The 14,742-nt window shown below is 70.2% G+C and carries 15 protein-coding genes and 1 pseudogene; 6 read left to right on the top strand and 10 right to left on the bottom strand.

The window, feature by feature from the left end:
• Positions 1 to 3: 3 nt before the first annotated feature.
• The 3 genes from FF096_RS09665 to FF096_RS09655 are packed head-to-tail and all read right to left on the bottom strand — an operon-like array spanning position 4 to position 2,305.
• The gene (locus tag FF096_RS09665; protein WP_155216500.1) at positions 4 to 456 is read right to left on the bottom strand and encodes a MaoC family dehydratase; all 453 of its coding nucleotides are present in this window, start codon (positions 454 to 456) and stop codon (positions 4 to 6) included.
• Positions 457 to 473: 17 nt separating this feature from the next.
• Positions 474 to 1,355, bottom strand: coding sequence for an amidohydrolase family protein (locus tag FF096_RS09660; RefSeq protein ID WP_155216497.1), 882 nt, complete (start codon positions 1,353 to 1,355; stop codon positions 474 to 476).
• 23 nt (positions 1,356 to 1,378) lie between these two features.
• Positions 1,379 to 2,305: an SDR family NAD(P)-dependent oxidoreductase gene (locus FF096_RS09655; RefSeq protein ID WP_155216495.1), complete on the bottom strand. Its 927-nt coding sequence runs from the start codon at positions 2,303 to 2,305 to the stop codon at positions 1,379 to 1,381.
• 82 nt (positions 2,306 to 2,387) lie between these two features.
• Here FF096_RS09655 and FF096_RS09650 point away from each other — a divergent pair, with 82 nt between their 5' ends.
• Entirely contained in the window at positions 2,388 to 2,852 is a 465-nt protein-coding gene (locus FF096_RS09650; protein ID WP_155216493.1) for a MarR family winged helix-turn-helix transcriptional regulator, read from the top strand.
• A gap of 37 nt (positions 2,853 to 2,889) precedes the next feature.
• On the opposite strand, the gene FF096_RS09645 is transcribed toward FF096_RS09650, so the two are convergent.
• The 4 genes from FF096_RS09645 to FF096_RS09630 are packed head-to-tail and all read right to left on the bottom strand — an operon-like array spanning position 2,890 to position 5,993.
• Positions 2,890 to 3,663 (bottom strand): IclR family transcriptional regulator, encoded by a 774-nt coding sequence (locus tag FF096_RS09645; protein ID WP_196222499.1) that lies wholly within the window; start codon positions 3,661 to 3,663, stop codon positions 2,890 to 2,892.
• A 25-nt stretch (positions 3,664 to 3,688) separates the two neighbouring features.
• Complete coding sequence (locus FF096_RS09640) at positions 3,689 to 4,642, bottom strand: PDR/VanB family oxidoreductase (RefSeq protein WP_309222993.1); 954 nt, start codon at positions 4,640 to 4,642, stop codon at positions 3,689 to 3,691.
• Positions 4,639 to 4,866 carry a hypothetical protein gene (locus tag FF096_RS09635; protein ID WP_155216491.1) on the bottom strand — a complete coding sequence of 76 codons (228 nt, stop codon included), beginning with the start codon at positions 4,864 to 4,866 and terminating at the stop codon, positions 4,639 to 4,641. Before FF096_RS09635 ends, FF096_RS09640 begins: the two co-directional genes overlap by 4 nt.
• Entirely contained in the window at positions 4,863 to 5,993 is a 1,131-nt protein-coding gene (locus FF096_RS09630) for an aromatic ring-hydroxylating dioxygenase subunit alpha (RefSeq protein ID WP_309222992.1), read from the bottom strand. Before FF096_RS09630 ends, FF096_RS09635 begins: the two co-directional genes overlap by 4 nt.
• 83 nt (positions 5,994 to 6,076) lie before the next feature.
• On the opposite strand from FF096_RS09630, the pseudogene FF096_RS09625 reads away from it, so the two are divergent.
• From FF096_RS09625 to FF096_RS09610, 4 genes and pseudogenes are all read left to right on the top strand, one after another.
• Positions 6,077 to 7,363 (top strand): annotated as a pseudogene (locus tag FF096_RS09625) (MFS transporter); the annotation flags it as partial.
• 460 nt (positions 7,364 to 7,823) lie between these two features.
• On the top strand, positions 7,824 to 8,528 hold the full coding sequence (locus FF096_RS09620; RefSeq protein WP_155216487.1) for a hypothetical protein: 705 nt from the start codon (positions 7,824 to 7,826) through the stop codon (positions 8,526 to 8,528).
• Entirely contained in the window at positions 8,525 to 9,685 is a 1,161-nt protein-coding gene (locus FF096_RS09615) for a hypothetical protein (protein WP_155216485.1), read from the top strand. Before FF096_RS09620 ends, FF096_RS09615 begins: the two co-directional genes overlap by 4 nt.
• On the top strand, positions 9,682 to 10,170 hold the full coding sequence (locus tag FF096_RS09610; RefSeq protein ID WP_155216483.1) for an NUDIX domain-containing protein: 489 nt from the start codon (positions 9,682 to 9,684) through the stop codon (positions 10,168 to 10,170). Before FF096_RS09615 ends, FF096_RS09610 begins: the two co-directional genes overlap by 4 nt.
• Positions 10,171 to 10,256: 86 nt before the next feature.
• Here the strand turns inward: FF096_RS09610 and FF096_RS09605 are convergent, their stop codons facing one another.
• From FF096_RS09605 to FF096_RS09595, 3 genes are all read right to left on the bottom strand, one after another.
• A complete protein-coding gene (locus FF096_RS09605) occupies positions 10,257 to 11,333 on the bottom strand; it encodes an alcohol dehydrogenase catalytic domain-containing protein (RefSeq protein WP_155216481.1) in 1,077 nt (358 codons plus the stop codon).
• The gene (locus tag FF096_RS09600; protein ID WP_155216479.1) at positions 11,330 to 12,748 is read right to left on the bottom strand and encodes an aldehyde dehydrogenase family protein; all 1,419 of its coding nucleotides are present in this window, start codon (positions 12,746 to 12,748) and stop codon (positions 11,330 to 11,332) included. Before FF096_RS09600 ends, FF096_RS09605 begins: the two co-directional genes overlap by 4 nt.
• A gap of 90 nt (positions 12,749 to 12,838) precedes the next feature.
• Positions 12,839 to 13,504 (bottom strand): TetR/AcrR family transcriptional regulator, encoded by a 666-nt coding sequence (locus FF096_RS09595; RefSeq protein WP_155216477.1) that lies wholly within the window; start codon positions 13,502 to 13,504, stop codon positions 12,839 to 12,841.
• A gap of 89 nt (positions 13,505 to 13,593) precedes the next feature.
• On the opposite strand from FF096_RS09595, the gene FF096_RS09590 reads away from it, so the two are divergent.
• Positions 13,594 to 14,742 carry an acyl-CoA dehydrogenase family protein gene (locus FF096_RS09590; RefSeq protein WP_155216475.1) on the top strand — a complete coding sequence of 383 codons (1,149 nt, stop codon included), beginning with the start codon at positions 13,594 to 13,596 and terminating at the stop codon, positions 14,740 to 14,742.

Genomic DNA, 14,742 nt, shown 5'->3' with positions numbered 1-14,742 from the left:
TGCTCAGGCGTAGAAGCGGTAGAGGCCGCGGGCCACCACGGCGGGCTTGGTGCCGCCCTCGATCTCGATCGTCTGGTCGACGGAGATCTGGTAGCCGCCGGTCACCTCGACGACGTCGACGACGGTCGCCTTCATGCGTACCCGGGATCCGACCTTGACGGGAGCCGGGAAGCGCACCTTGTCGAGGCCGTAGTTGACCTTCGTGGTGACACCCTTGACGTCGAGCAGTTCGGTCCAGAAGGGCACCGCCAGGGAGAGCGTCAGGAAGCCGTGGGCGATGGGCGCGCCGAACGGCCCGTTCTTCGCCCGCTCCGGGTCGACGTGGATCCACTGGTGGTCGTCGGTGGCGTCGGCGAAGAGGTTCACCTGGTCCTGGGTCACCGTCCGGTACTCGGTGTAGCCGAGGTCGGTGCCGGCAAGGTCGGTGAGCTGTTCGTAGGTGATCGTCGTCGTCATGAGCTTCCCTCTCGTCGTCAGCTGGACAGGCGCAACAGCCGGACGGCGTTGTCCTTCAGGATGCCGGGGAGCACCTCGGGCTTGAGTTCGGTGCTGCGCACATCCCGGAGCCAACGGTCGGGGGTGAGCAGCGGGTAGTCGGTGCCGAAGAGCACCCGGCGCTTGAGCAGCGAGTTGGCGTACCGCACCAGCTCCGCCGGGAAGTACTTCGGGCTCCAGCCGGACAGGTCGATCCAGGTGTTGGGCTTGTGGGTGGCCACCGACAACGCCTCGTCCTGCCAGGGCACCGACGGATGGGCCATGATGATCTGGAGATCCGGGAACTCGGCCGCGATGGGATCGAGCAGCATCGGGTTCGACAGGCCGAGCCGGAGACCGTAGCCGCCCGGCATCCCGGCACCGATCCCGGTCTGCCCGGTGTGGAACAGCGCGGGCACGCCGGCCTTCTCCAGCAGACCCCACAGCGGGGCGTACTCCTCGTGGCTCGGGTCGAAGCCCTGCACGGTGGGATGGAACTTGAAGCCGCGTACGCCCTCGTCCTCGATCAGCCGGGTGGCGAGGTCCAGCGCCGCCGCCCCGGTGCGCGGGTCGACGGAGCCGAAGGGGATCAGCACGTCGGCGTGCTCGGCCGCCGCGCGGGCGATCTCCACGCTCGACAGCGGCTGGTGGGCCAGCTGGGTGCGGGCGTCCACCGTGAACACCACGGCCGCCATCTGGCGTTCCCGGTAGTACTGCGCCACCGCGTCGATCGCCGGGCGTGGCCCGTCGGCCTTGAAGTACTTCGACACCGCGGCCACCAGGTCGTCGGGCAGCGAGTTGTGGCCGTGCGCGTCGACCTCGATGTGCACGTGCATGTCGATCGCGGTGACGGCGTCGACGTCGATGGCGGGTCGGTACATGGTGGAAGCCTTCGTCCAGCGGGTCAGGAGGCGGCGGTCTTGAACTCCTCGGGGAGATCCGGGAACTGCTCGCCGACACTCTGAACCGCGCCGGCGAACTGCTCCGGCCAGGCTTCGAGCAGGGCATCGTACGTCCAGCCACCGGCACGGTGCGCGGTCAGCGCCGCCTCCGGGTGGGTCCAGATCTGGAGCCGGTCGCCGCCCACCCCGATCACCTGCCCGGTGATGCCACCGGCGGCGTCGGAGCCGAGGAACGCGACCAGCCCGGCGACGTCGTCCGCCGTGCCGAAGCCGAGGTCGTGCCGGAAGAACGCGGGCATCGGCTCGCCCTTGTCGGCTGCCTGCACGGCGGCGGCGAAGTAGGGCACGGTAGCGGTCATGGCGGTCGCGGCCACCGGTACGACGGTGTTGGCGGTGATGCCGGCGCGCTTGAGCTCCAGCGCCCAGGTCCGCGTCATGCCGACGATGCCCGCCTTGGCGGCGGCGTAGTTGGTCTGGCCGAAGTTGCCGCGCTGGCCGGTGGGGGAGCCGATGCAGATGATGCGCCCGCCCTCACCTGCCGCCCGCATGTGCCGCACCGCCGCGCGCACCGTGGTGAAGGTGCCGCGCAGATGCACGTTGATGACGGTGTCGAAGTCCTCGTCGGTCATCTTCCACAGCACGGTGTCGCGCAGGACACCGGCGTTGGTGACCAGGATGTCGAGCCGACCGAAGCTCTCGACCGCGGTGGCGACCAGCTGCTCGGCGGTCTCGGTCGGGCCGACCGGTGCGACCACCGCGACGGCCCGGCCGCCGAGCGCCTCGATCGCCGCGACGGCGTCGGCCGTGGTCTGCGCGTCGACATCGTTGACCACCACGGAAGCGCCCTGCCGGGCCAGCTCCTGCGCGTACGCGAGGCCGAGACCGCGCCCGGATCCGGTGACGATGGCGACCTTGCCGTCCAGGGACATGCGAACTCCTTCGTGTCCACCCGATCTGAGCACGGACCGTTGAAAATGTCAATCATTGGTGAATCTTGCTACCATCGTCGCCATGTCTAGCGGGAAGACCCGGCTGCCGGGGCGCGACGCCCTGCGGGACAGCGTGCTCGGCGGCGACCTGGTCTTTCTGCTGGCCCGCGCCAACGCGCTCACCCTGGCGGCGGCCAACGCCGCCCTCGCCGAGCACGGGCTCAAGGCGCGGTCCTACTCGGTGCTCGCGTTGGCCGCCGACGGGGCCCGACCCACGCAGCGGGAACTCGCCGAGTTCCTCCGCCTCGACCCGAGCCAGGTCGTGGCGCTCGTCGACGGTCTCGAGAAACGTCAGCTGGTGGAGCGCCGTACGGATCCGGCCGACCGGCGGGCCAACGTCCTCGTCGCCACCGACGCCGGGCGGGACCTCTTCGCCCGTGCCCAGCAGGCCGCCCGCGCCGTCGAGTTGGGCCTGCTGGCCACGGTGACGCCCGAGGAGCACGAGCGGCTCGCCGGGCTGCTGCGGCTGCTCGCCTTTCCGGACTGAACCAGGCGGTCACCGCGCCGGGCCCGGTGACGTCGCCTCACCCGACCGACTGCTGCGACCCGTACGGCGTGCCCAGTGCCCGGGAGATCGTCCGGCCCGCCGCCTGCACCAGCGGGGCCAGCGCCACCGGGTCCGCCCGGTGCTGGGCGACCACCAGTGAGATCGCGGCGACCACCGAGCCCTCCGGTCCACAGATCGGCGCGGCGACCGAGAGGGCGTCCATGGTGACCTGCCGGTCGCTGACCGCGTACCCGGTGCGGCGCACCTCGGCGAGACCGCGCCGCAGCCGCCCGGGATCGGTGACGGTCAGCGGGGTGTAGCGCTCCAGCGGCGCGGCCAGCACCTGTTCCTGGACCTCGGCCGGCGCGTACGCCAGCAGCACCAACCCGACCCCCGTGGCGTGCAACGCGAAGCGGCCACCGACCCGGGTGAGTACCGGCACCGCGTGCCGCCCGGCGATGCGTTCGATGAAGACGAGTTCGACGTCCTGCCGCACGGCGAGCTGGACGTTCTCGTGGGTCACCTCGTACAGGTCCTCCATGGTCGGCAGCGCCAGTTCACGCAGCCCGAGTCCCCGGGGCGCGAGCGAACCCACCTCCCACAGCCGCAACCCGATCCGGTACCGCCCGTCGTCGCCGCGTTCCAGGGCACCCCAGGCGACCAACTCGGCGACCCGGCGGGACGCGGTCGGCAACGGCAGCCCGGCACGCCGGGCCAACTCGCTGAGGGTCAGCGCCGGACTGGCCGGGGTGAACGAGTCGAGCAGGGCCAGCACCTTGCTGGTCACCGACCGTCCGGGTTGCGCGCTCATCTCGCCATCATGCCGACCCCGACGGTCACAACTCGAGCGTGAGTCGGGGCGTCACGGCCCGGGAAACGCAGATCATCATGGTGTCGCCGACCGCCCGTTCCGCCTCGGTGAGCAGACTGTCCCGGTGCTCCGGCACGCCGCCCAGGACGCCCGTCTCGCAGGTGCCGCAGGTGCCCTCCCGACACGAGGACAACACCTGCACGCCCGCCGCCTCCACCGCCTCCAGGATCGACGTGCCCGGCGGTACGGTCAGCGTCCGGCCGCTGAGGGCGAGCTCGACCTCGACGGTGGTGTCGGCACCCTCGACGGGAGCCAGCGGCGTGAAGCGTTCGACGTGCAGGGCTCCGGCGGGCCAGGTCCGGCAACGCTGTTCCACCGCCGTGATCAACGATTCCGGGCCGCAGCAGTAGACGAGCCCGTCGACCGGCCGCCCCAGCAGCTCGTCCAGGTCGAGCAGGCCGGTCTCGTCCTGCGGGTACAGGCTCACCCGATCGCCGTACTTCTCCCGCAGGGCGTCGGCGAACGCCATCGTGGCGCGGCTGCGCCCGCCGTACACCAGCCGCCAGTCGGCTCCGGCGGCGTCGGCGGCGGCGACCATCGGCCTGAGCGGGGTGATCCCGATGCCACCGGCGACGAACAGGTACCGCGCCGCCGCCACCAGCGGGAAGTTGTTCCGTGGACCGCGTACCCGGACGGTCGCGCCCGGGGTGAGTCGCTCGTGCACGTGGCGCGAACCACCGCGCCCCTCCGGCTCCAACTGGACCGCGATCCGCAGGGTGGCCCGGTCGGCCGGGTCGCCGCAGAGCGAGTACTGGCGTACCAACCCGGGCCCGAGTTCCAGGTCCAGGTGCGCGCCGGGGGACCAGGCGGGCAGGTCGCCGCCGCCGGGGCGGCACAGGCTCAACACGGCGACACCCGCCGCCGCCCGGTCCCGGTGGGCCACCACCAGCTCCGCGCCGTCCAGCTCGTCGGCGGTCACGCCGGCACCGCCGACCGGGTCGGCGCGGCCGGCGGGCTCGGCGTGACCACCTCCGGCGGCTGGTGGCCGTACGGGTGGGCGAGCAGCCACTCCCACAGCTCGACCGGTTCCTCGGCGACGCGCTCGGCACCGCAGTGACAGATACCGCGCAGGGTGTCGGTGCCCGGCATCCAGTGGATCCGGTAGATCCGGTCGCCGGTGAGCATGCGGGTCGGGCCGGTCATCGGGGCGCCCCCACCGCCCCCGCCTCGACCATCCGCGCGATCAGACGTCGGGCGGCGAGACCACCGGTGTCGATGTTGATGCTGAGTTCCTGGTACTTGTCCGGCTCGGACGCGATCACCTGCTCCAGGATGTTCAGCGCCGTCACGTCCTGCATGACCACCGTGTGGTTGCTCTGGTGCAGGTACTCGCTCACCGACTCGTCGTCGATGGCGAAGTCGCGGGCCACCGCCCAGAAGTCGTAGGTGGTGTTCTCCGTCGACGGGGTGATGGCGTACACGATCTCGGCGTGGAAGGCGTCGCTGTCCTCACCCTCGGCCGGCGGGTAGACGCCCTGCGGCGCGATCCGGCTGTGCAGCAGGTACAGGCACGGCGGGTGGAACTCGATGTCCTGCCAGCGGGTGATCCGGCCCTGGATGCCGGTCGACTTGGCGTAGAACGGCGGACACTCGGCGTCGTCCATGTGTCGGCTGACATAGACGATGCCCCGTTCCTCGTCCACCTCCGTGGTGATCGGCGTGTTCGCCACCTCGGGGGTGCCGATGTAACCGCCGTGCAGGTAGGTCTCGTGCGACAGGTCCATCAGGTTGTCCACCAGCAGGCCGTACCGGGCGTTCAGCGGCGCCATGCCGCGAACCACCGCGTACCGGGGGTCGTCCAACCAGGGCGCGCGGGGGATGGTGGTCGGATCGGCCCGGTCGGCGTCGCCGATCCAGACCCAGATGAGCGAATCCTGCTCCACCACCCGGTACGCGGGAACCCGGGCGGTACGCGGGATGCGCTGCTGACCGGGGACGAAGACGCAGGTGCCGGTCCGGTCGTAAGTGAAGCCGTGGTAACCGCAGACGATGGTGTCGCCGTCGAGGCGGCTCTCCGACAGCGGATAGCGGCGGTGTACGCACCGGTCGGCGAGCGCCACCGCCTCCCCGGACTCGGTGCGGTAGAGCACCAGCGGTTCGCCCAGCACGGTGCGGGCGAGCAGATCCCGCCCGACCTCGTTGCTGTAGGCCGTCACGTACCACTGGTTGCGGGCGAACGCCATGGTGGACCCCACCTCTCTCGCCGACGGGTCGGGGGTGCGGTCGGATGATCCCGTGACCGGGCCGCTGATCGGCAGCTCCGGTTTCACTGAGTGAAAGCTCGGCTGCCGCTGTCGCTGCCGGGATTTGTCTGGCGCTGGCGCTGCCGGTCGCTGGCGGGCGGGATGCTGCGATGATCGGCGGCGTGGCGGGGGTCGAGGAACGTACCGATGAAGGGGCGGCGAGCCGAGTCGACGAGCGCGGACTCGGGGGCCGGTTCTGGCGACTCTGGTCGGCGTCGGCGGTGTCCAACCTGGCTGACGGGATCGTCAAGATCGCACTGCCGTTGGTCGCCGTCGGCTACACCCGCTCACCGGTGCTGGTGGCCGGGGTCGCCACCGCGTACAGCCTGCCGTGGTTGCTGTTCGCGCTACCGGCCGGCGCTCTCGCCGACCGGCTCGACCGGCGTCGGGTGATGCTCGCCGCCAACATCCTGCGCGCGGTGCTCATCGGCGCGCTGGCGCTCGCGGTAGCCTACGACTCCGGGTCGATCTGGCTGCTCTACCTGGTGGCGCTCGGCCTCGGCACCGCCGAGACCCGCTACGACACCTGCGCCCAGTCGATCCTGCCGCAGGTGGTCACGCGCGACCAACTGCCCCGGGCCAACGGCCGACTGTCCGCGGTGGAGGTGGCCGCCAACCAGTTCGTCGGCCCGCCGCTCGCCGGTTTCCTGGTCGCTGCCGGGGTGACCCTGGCGCTCGCCGGGCCGGCGGTGCTGTGGGTGCTGGCCGTCGCGGCGCTGCTCCTGGTCGCCGGCCGGTTCCGGGTCGAGCGGGACGAGCCGACGACGATCCGCGCCGACATCGTCGAAGGGCTGCGCTTCCTCTGGCGGCACCGGCTGCTGCGCACCCTGGCCACCATGGTCGGGACCAGCAACTTCATCACCAGCGCCGTCTTCGCCGTGCTGGTGCTCTACGCGGTCGGCCCGGACTCGGCCATCGGCCTCACCGAACCCGGGTACGGCCTCCTGCTCACCACCGTCGCCGCCGGCATCGTGCTCGGCTCGGTCGCCACCAGCCGGATCGAACAACGGCTCGGGCGGTCCCGCACCCTGGTGGTCTCCGTGCTGGCGATGGCCGCCGTCGTCGGCGCACCGGCGCTGAGCACCAACCCCTTCGTGATCGGTACGGTCTTCTTCGCCGGTGGCCTCCTGCTCGCCACCTGGGACGTCATCACCGTCTCGCTGCGCCAGCGGATCACCCCGGACCGGCTGCTCGGCCGGGTGAACAGCGGCTACCGGATGCTGGCCTGGGGGAGCATGCCGGCCGGCGCGCTCGTCGGAGGTGTGGCCGCCGAGGTCTTCGGCCTCCGTGCGGTCTTCGCCATCATGGGAGTGCTGACGCTGACCCTGCTGCTCGGCATGTTCGTCGTCACCGACGCCAATATCGCCGCCGCCGAACGGGACGCTACCGAACGGGACGGCAGGGACTACCACTTTTCTCGCCACCACACGACAAGCAAGCCCACGGCACCCACGAGGACTATGCATCCGATCCCTCCGCAGAGCAGTGCAGCAACGCCACCGAAGAAACCGAAGTCCCCGTAGTCCACCTGCCGGACCCTACGCCTGAGACAAGCCGACGCACAGTGCCCGTCGCCAGGGTCAACCAGGCTCCGGCTCGACGCCGGATCAGGCAGCACGCCCGGCGACGCGACCATGTGCGGGAGGATAACCGCGCCCTCGGACACGCCATTCTCGCTGGCAATCGGGGCACGTCACGAACCGTCTCGAACGGGAGCGATCGCTTCCGTCGGCATTTGTCGTCTCTGCGGAGCCGTTTCCCCGCTGCCATGCGTGGCGCGATAATGCGCAGCACGTGACCCTGGGGAGGTGGCGATTATCCGTGCCTACTCATGAGCGCCGCGATCGTCTCCGCCAGGTGATCAAGCGAGCGCTGATGCCCAAGAACGCGGAGGTGCCCACCGCGCCGCCAGCGCCGACGCGACCTGGGGGCATCGACGTAGAGACCGCCCGCAAGATGTTGCTGATCGACTTCGAGCAGGCGTTCATCCTGCACAACGACTACAAGGACGCCGAAAGGGATCTCTACAAGCTCAGTCTCCGCATACTGGCTTTTCCGGTGCTGGTCGCCGGCGCCCTGGTATCCGCAAAACTGATCTCTTCGGTGGGGCAGGTCGGCACGGTGCTGCGGCTACCGATCATCTATGCGGCGGTGGTGATCGCCGGGGTGTTGAACACGATCGTCCTGCGGGCCTATGTCGTCACCGATCGCGTGCAGACCGAAGCTAAACACCAGGTCAACCGGTTGCGAAGCCTCTACCTGCATGCCCTCGCCGCAGAGTTTCCCGAAGGCTGGAAACCGGTGTGGGGGTCGGCCAACCCATACCTGGAGAGTCGGCGCAAGCTGAAGGCCGCAGCGCTCACTTCAGTGGTGATCGGATCGCTCAACGCCGCGTACGTTGCCGTAGGCACCGACCGTCTCATCAAGTATGGAACAGGGATCTCCTGGACGCCTCTGCTGTCAGCGGCGTTCGCTCTGATCTACTTCCTCCTGCAGATGGAGTTCACCTGGGAGGTCCTCCAGAAGGCGCAACGGAAACGGTCAGTGGGAGCGGGCGGATGAGGCGTTTCTCCACGGGTACTGACCCTGTCGGCTACGACTTCCGGACGATGGTCGAACTTCTCGCGCTATACGGTCGCCCGATCGCGCTGGCCATCAGCCAACTACGCACTATGGACTTCCTGTTTCCTCGGATGTCCCGGCTGTATCAGGATGCCGTTGATCCCGGGTTGCTGTTTCGGCAGACGATGCCGGCGGCGGCGGTTGGTGCCCGGATCGGTGTCGACCCAGAAGCGTTGGCCGAGTACGTGAAGATTTACGCACTGGGTCAGACCCTCATCCTCAACAACATGGATCGCCACCTCGACCTTTCGGCTTCCTACAGCATCCGCGACCCGGCCTTGCTGCTTGCCGACGTCAACTCGACCATGTGCCTCTCGGTTACCAGCCTGCTGACGATGGTCCGCGAGGCGTCGCTCACGCCAGCAGGCGTTCGGGCGCTACCGGTGATGGCCGAGGTGACGGCGGAAATCGTGCAGTCCATGTACGACAACTACGCCGTCCGCTTTGACCCGGCACCGCTCGAAGACGGAGAGAGTCTCGTCAACTGGTATCGAATGGATGCCAGGTCTCGACACCTCGGCTCTGGCTTCTACTCGTCTGGCCTACTCGGACTGCTTGCCTACGTCGGGGAGCCCGTGCCGGACGGCTTGGCCGACCGGCTTTGCGATATGCGCCGGTTGAGGCAGCGGGTGGACGAGTTGGCGGATTTGTTCGAGGACACTGTTACCGGACTGGTGAGCTACCCGGTCGCCAAGGGGCTCGCAGAGCCGACGCTCAACGCGGACCTGCGCCATTCGATCAGCAGGCTGTGGATCCGGGCACAGCAGGTCATCGGCAGCCACGGCAGGCATGCGGGTGTGCTCCACCGCGCGCTGACCGGCGATACCGAGCTGAACGAGACGCACAGCGCCATCTTGGAGATGCTGGTATCGGGTGGCATCATGCGGGAGTGCTATCGAGAGGCGGATCTCCTCTGGCGTGAGATCGCGCTCGGCCTCGATGCCCTGGACCCCCGGTTCGGTGAGCCGCTGTTGGCGATCATTGATCTCAAGCGCGCGCTGCTCGACCGCCTGGCGATGAATGGCTGGCAGGACAACCCACCTCCGCACACGTTCCAGGAGATGATCGAAGCAGCGGGATTGGAAGCGACGACATGACGGGTGCCGAGAGCCGGCTCGAAAACTCCGCCAAGGCTGTCATCCTCGACGGCGACAAGGTGCTTCTACTGAAGTATGTGGACCGCAAGATGGGGCTCGGGGTCTGGTACTCGCTTCCCGGCGGTCGGCAGCAGTACGGTGAGACCCTGACCGAGACCCTGATCCGTGAGTGCCAGGAGGAAATCGGCGCGGACGTGACGCCAGGACGCCTGCTCTTCGTTCGCGAGTACATCCACGCGCACCACGAACTGGCCGGGAAGGGGCGCGATCAGCACAAGGTCGAGTTCTACTTCCTCGCGGAACTCACATCGGAGTTGTCCGCCGACTACCTGGCCGCAGACGATGTCTCCGACGAAGGCCAGCAGGGGATGCGCTGGTGCAATCTAGCCGACCTGCGGCAACTCAACATCTTCCCCACCGGTCTCCGTAATCTGGAGGACGTGGTGAAAACCAGCACTGACACCTACTGGGGTGACACGTACTGACGGAAGGTCCCCGAGCCGCCGGAGACGCAGGTGCGACGGCCCCACAGCGGCCTGCGGAGCGGACTACCGCCGGTCGACGGGGCGGGTCAGTCGAAGACGACCACCGTGCGGGCTCCTTCGCCTCGGGCCATCCGGGTCAGGGCCTCCGGTGCCCCGTCGAGGGTGATCCGGTCGGTGACCAGGAAGTCGAGGTCGAGGGTGCCGTCGAGCACCGCGCGGGCCATTTCGGGCACGTCGCGGTCAGGGTCGGAGGAGCCGTACACCGAGGATCGCAGCGTCCGGGCGGAGTGGAAGATCTCCAGGGCGCTGAGGCCGACCATGTCGTCCTTGGCCCCCATACCGACCACGATGACCTGTCCGCCCCGGCGGGTGGCCCGCCAGGCGGTGCGGATGGTGGCGGCCCGACCGACGCATTCCACCGCGTGGTCGACGCCGCGACCGGCGGTCAGTTTCCGTACCGCGCGGCTGAGGGTGTCGTCGGCGAGCAGGAAGTCGGTGGCACCGGCGGCGTGGGCGAGTTCGGCCTTGGCGGGTGCGACGTCGACGGCGATGACGGTGGCGGCACCGGCCGCGCGGGCGGCGGCGACCGCCGAGAGGCCGACGCCGCCGAGACCGATGACGGCGACGGTGTCGCCGGGCCGGACCTCGGCGGTACGGCGGATCGCGCCGACGCCGGTGAGCACCGCGCAGCCGAGCAGCGCGGCGGTGGGGAAGGGCAACTGCGCCGGTACCGCCACCACGGCGTGCTGCGGCACCACCACCTGTTCGGCCAGCGCCCCGAGGCCGAGGGTGACGTGCAGGGGCTCGCCGTCGATGGTGTGCCCGACGGAGGCTGCCGGGTTTCCGGAGCGTTCGCAGAGCCAGGGCTCGCCGCGTTCGCAGTACCAGCAGGCGCGGCACGGGGGTGCCCAGTTGAGCACCACGTGGTCGCCGACCGCGACCCGGTCGACGCCGTCGCCGACCTCCACGACCACGCCGGCGGCCTCGTGGCCGAGCAGCAGTGGGTACGGCGCGGCGATGGTGCCGTCGACCATGGATAGGTCGGAGTGGCAGACCCCGGCCGCCCGGACCGCCACCCGTACCTGGCCGGCGCCGGTGGTGGGCGGTTCGACCTGCTCGATCGTGGGCGGTGTGCCGGCCACCCGGGCCACCAGGCCCCTCATCGCTGGATCGCCTTCACTTCGCAGAACTCCTCCAGGCCATGCACACCCAGTTCACGGCCGAGGCCGGACTGCTTGTAGCCGCCGAACGGGGCGAGCGGGTTGAACGGAGCGCCGTTGATGTCGACGGCACCGGTACGCAGCCGGCGCGCCACCCGCAGCGCCCGCTCGTCGTCGCCCGACCAGACCGCGCCGGCCAACCCGTAGCGGGAGTTGTTGGCGACCCGTACCGCGTGGTCGTCGTCGTCGACGGGGATGACCGCCAGGACCGGACCGAAGACCTCCTCCTGGGCGAGCGCGCTGTCCGGGTCGACGTCGGCGATGACGGTCGGTGCGACGAACCAGCCTCGCTGCGGGACGGGGGCGTCGGGTCCACCGGCGATGAGTCGGCCGCCGTCGGCCAGACCCCGGGCGATGTGGTCGCGTACCCGGTCTCGCTGCTGTGCGGAGACGAGCGGGCCGAGGCGGGTGGCCGAGTCGAACGGGTCACCGACCCGGTAGCCGTCGGTCGCCTTGGCGACCAGGTCGAGGGCCTCGTCGTAGCGGTCCCGGTGCACCAGCATCCGGGTCCACGCGGTGCAGGTCTGTCCCGAGTTGAGGAAGGCGTTGCCGACGCCCACCTTCACCGCGCTGGCCAGGTCGGCGTCGTCGAGGATCACGTTCGCCGACTTGCCGCCCAGTTCCAGCGCCACCCGGGCGATCCGGTCGGCGGCCAGGTGCGTGATCCGGCGGCCGGTGGCGGTGGAGCCGGTGAAGGAGACTAGGTCCACGTCGGGGTGCCCGGCGAGCGCCTCGCCGACCACCGGCCCGGTGCCGGTGACCAGGTTGACCACTCCGGGAGGCAGGCCGGCTTCGTGGATGGCGTCGAAGAGCAGGTACGCGGTCAGCGGGGTCAGTTCGCTCGGCTTCAGCACCAGCGTGCAGCCGGCGGCGAGGGCGGGCGCGAGTTTGGCGACGATCTGGTGCAGCGGATAGTTCCACGGGGTGATCGCGCCGACCACGCCGACGGGTTCGCGTACCACCAGGGAGTTGCCGATGGTCTGTGGCGCGGGCGGGTGGGCGGCCAGGTCGACGAAGCTGCGCAGCACGGTCAGGGGTAGTCCGGCCTGGACGCGGGTGGCGACCTTCAGGGGCGTGCCGAGTTCACTGGCGACCGTGTAGGCGATGTCCTTGGCACGGTCGGTCAGGGCGGCGTGCAGCCGGTCGAGGTGGGCGGCCCGCTCGGCGGGGTCGGTCGCCGCCCAGCCTTCGAAGGCGGCCCGGGCGGCGGCGACGGCCGCGTCGACGTCGTCGGCGGTGCCGGCCGGGACGGTGCCGATGACCTCCTCGGTCGTCGGGTTGTGCACCTCCAGCGGCGGCCTTCCCGTGGCGTCCACCCAGCGTCCGTCGAGGTAGAAGTCGGTCCGTACGGGTTCCATGGGCTCCTCACCTCGACTCGGAGCGGGCGGCGACAGGACTGGTGGGGCTGACGCCGATCGCTCCTAAAACTAGCGGTGCAAGTTGGGACTCTAGTACGCCGACTCCGTCGGCGGGAGGGGTGGCAGCGGCCCGACGACGCGTTCGTACGTGTGGGACAGTCCGTCGATCAGCGCCTCCAGCCCCAGCGCGAAGGCGCCTTCGTCGACGCGTTGTTGATGCTCGGCGAGGCGGTGCGCCTGACTCAGGTGCGGGTACTGGTCCGCGTACAGTCCCGGGTCCTCCACGAAACCCCGGGCGAAGGACCCGAGCGCCGAACCGGTCACGAAGTAACGCATGAGCGCGCCGATGTGGGTCGCCCGCGCGGGCGGCCAGCCCGCCGCGACCAGTCCGCCGTAGACGGCGTCGGCCATGGCCAGTGCCGCCGGACGTCGACCGGGGCCCCGGGCCAGGTGCGGCACGATGTTCGGGTGGGCGGCGAGGGCGGCCCGGTAGGAGTGACCCCAGCGACGCAACGCCTCGCGCCAGTCGACCTCGCCGAAGTACGACACGTCGACCTGGCCGGTGATGCTGTCCGCGACCGCGTCGAGGATCTCGTCCTTGGTGGCGAAGTGGTTGTACAGCGACGGCCCGCGTACGCCCAGGGCGGCGGCGAGCCGACGGGTGGAGAACGCGTCCAGTCCCTCGGAGTCGATCAACGCGGCGGCGGCCTCGACGATCCGCTCCCGGCTGAGCAGGGCTTGTCGCGGCCGGGGCATGGGCATCCTCCTTGGGGCGGGCGGTTCGCGGGGAACTTTGCCATACCGGGGTCTGGACAGCTTAAAACTTCCACCGCTAGTTTATCGCCATGGACCTTCACCTCCCCGCCGAGCAGGTCGCGGTCCGGGCGCTCGCCGCGGATTTCGTCAACCGTGAGGTGCTACCGCACGCGGCGGCCTGGGATCGGCGTGAGGCGGTCGACCCGGACATCGTCGGCAAGCTCGGCGACGTCGGCTTCCTCGGCCTCACCATCGACGAGAAGTACGGCGGATCCGGTGGCGACCAGCTCGCGTACTGCCTGGTGCTGGAGGAACTCGGCCGGGGTGACTCCGCCGTCCGCGGCATCGTGTCGGTCTCGCTGGGCCTGGTCGCCACGTCGATCGCCAAACACGGCACCCCGGAGCAGCGTGAGCGGTGGCTGCCGTCGCTGTGCTCCGGCGCCGCCCTCGGCTGCTTCGCGCTCACCGAGCCCGACAGCGGCTCGGACGCGGCGGCGCTGACCACCCGGGCGGTACGCGACGGCGACGACTGGCTGATCACCGGCCGCAAGATGTTCATCACCAACGGCACCACCGCCGACGTCGCGCTGCTCTTCGCCCGTACCGGCGGCCCGGGACACCGTGGCATCACCGCGTTCCTGGTGCCGACCGACAGTCCCGGCCTCACCCGGTCGGAGATCCGGGGCAAGCTGGGCCTGCGCGGGCAGGCCACCGCCGAACTCGCCCTGGACGGCGTCCGGGTGCCCGACACCGCCCGCCTCGGCGAGTGCGGTGGCGGCTTCCGGCTGGCGCTGTCCACCCTCGCCAAGGGCCGCATGTCGGTCGCCGCCGGCTGTGTCGGCATCGCCCAGGGCTGCCTGGACGCCGCCGTCGCCTACGCCGGCACCCGTACCCAGTTCGGCAAACCCATCGCCGGCCACCAGCTCGTGCAGCAACTGCTCGCCGGTATCGCGGTCGACACCGCTGCGGCGCGGCTGCTGGTCTGGCGGGTCGCCGACTTGATCGACCGGGGCGAGCCGTTCGCGACCGAGGCGTCGATGGCCAAGCTGTTCGCCAGCGAGGCCGCCGTCCGCGCGGCCAACGACGCCATCCAGGTCTACGGCGGGTACGGCTACATCGACGAGTACCCGGTCGGCAAGTACCTACGCGACGCCCGCGTCGCCACCCTCTACGAGGGCACCAGTCAGATCCAGCAGCTACTCATCGGGCGGGCGCTCACCGGCGTCAACGCCTTCTAG

Source organism: Micromonospora sp. CP22 (assembly GCF_009712475.1).
Classification (GTDB): domain Bacteria; phylum Actinomycetota; class Actinomycetes; order Mycobacteriales; family Micromonosporaceae; genus Micromonospora.
Note: the sequence above shows the minus strand (reverse complement) of the source record. Positions and strands in the feature narration are given on the sequence as shown.

Coding starts and splice junctions, on each gene's coding strand:
- FF096_RS09665 (WP_155216500.1), bottom strand. CDS start 456: ATGACGACGACGATCACCTACGAACAGCTCACCGACCTTGCCGGCACC.
- FF096_RS09660 (WP_155216497.1), bottom strand. CDS start 1,355: ATGTACCGACCCGCCATCGACGTCGACGCCGTCACCGCGATCGACATG.
- FF096_RS09655 (WP_155216495.1), bottom strand. CDS start 2,305: ATGTCCCTGGACGGCAAGGTCGCCATCGTCACCGGATCCGGGCGCGGT.
- FF096_RS09650 (WP_155216493.1), top strand. CDS start 2,388: ATGTCTAGCGGGAAGACCCGGCTGCCGGGGCGCGACGCCCTGCGGGAC.
- FF096_RS09645 (WP_196222499.1), bottom strand. CDS start 3,663: ATGAGCGCGCAACCCGGACGGTCGGTGACCAGCAAGGTGCTGGCCCTG.
- FF096_RS09635 (WP_155216491.1), bottom strand. CDS start 4,866: ATGACCGGCCCGACCCGCATGCTCACCGGCGACCGGATCTACCGGATC.
- FF096_RS09615 (WP_155216485.1), top strand. CDS start 8,525: ATGAGGCGTTTCTCCACGGGTACTGACCCTGTCGGCTACGACTTCCGG.
- FF096_RS09610 (WP_155216483.1), top strand. CDS start 9,682: ATGACGGGTGCCGAGAGCCGGCTCGAAAACTCCGCCAAGGCTGTCATC.
- FF096_RS09605 (WP_155216481.1), bottom strand. CDS start 11,333: ATGAGGGGCCTGGTGGCCCGGGTGGCCGGCACACCGCCCACGATCGAG.
- FF096_RS09600 (WP_155216479.1), bottom strand. CDS start 12,748: ATGGAACCCGTACGGACCGACTTCTACCTCGACGGACGCTGGGTGGAC.
- FF096_RS09595 (WP_155216477.1), bottom strand. CDS start 13,504: ATGCCCCGGCCGCGACAAGCCCTGCTCAGCCGGGAGCGGATCGTCGAG.
- FF096_RS09590 (WP_155216475.1), top strand. CDS start 13,594: ATGGACCTTCACCTCCCCGCCGAGCAGGTCGCGGTCCGGGCGCTCGCC.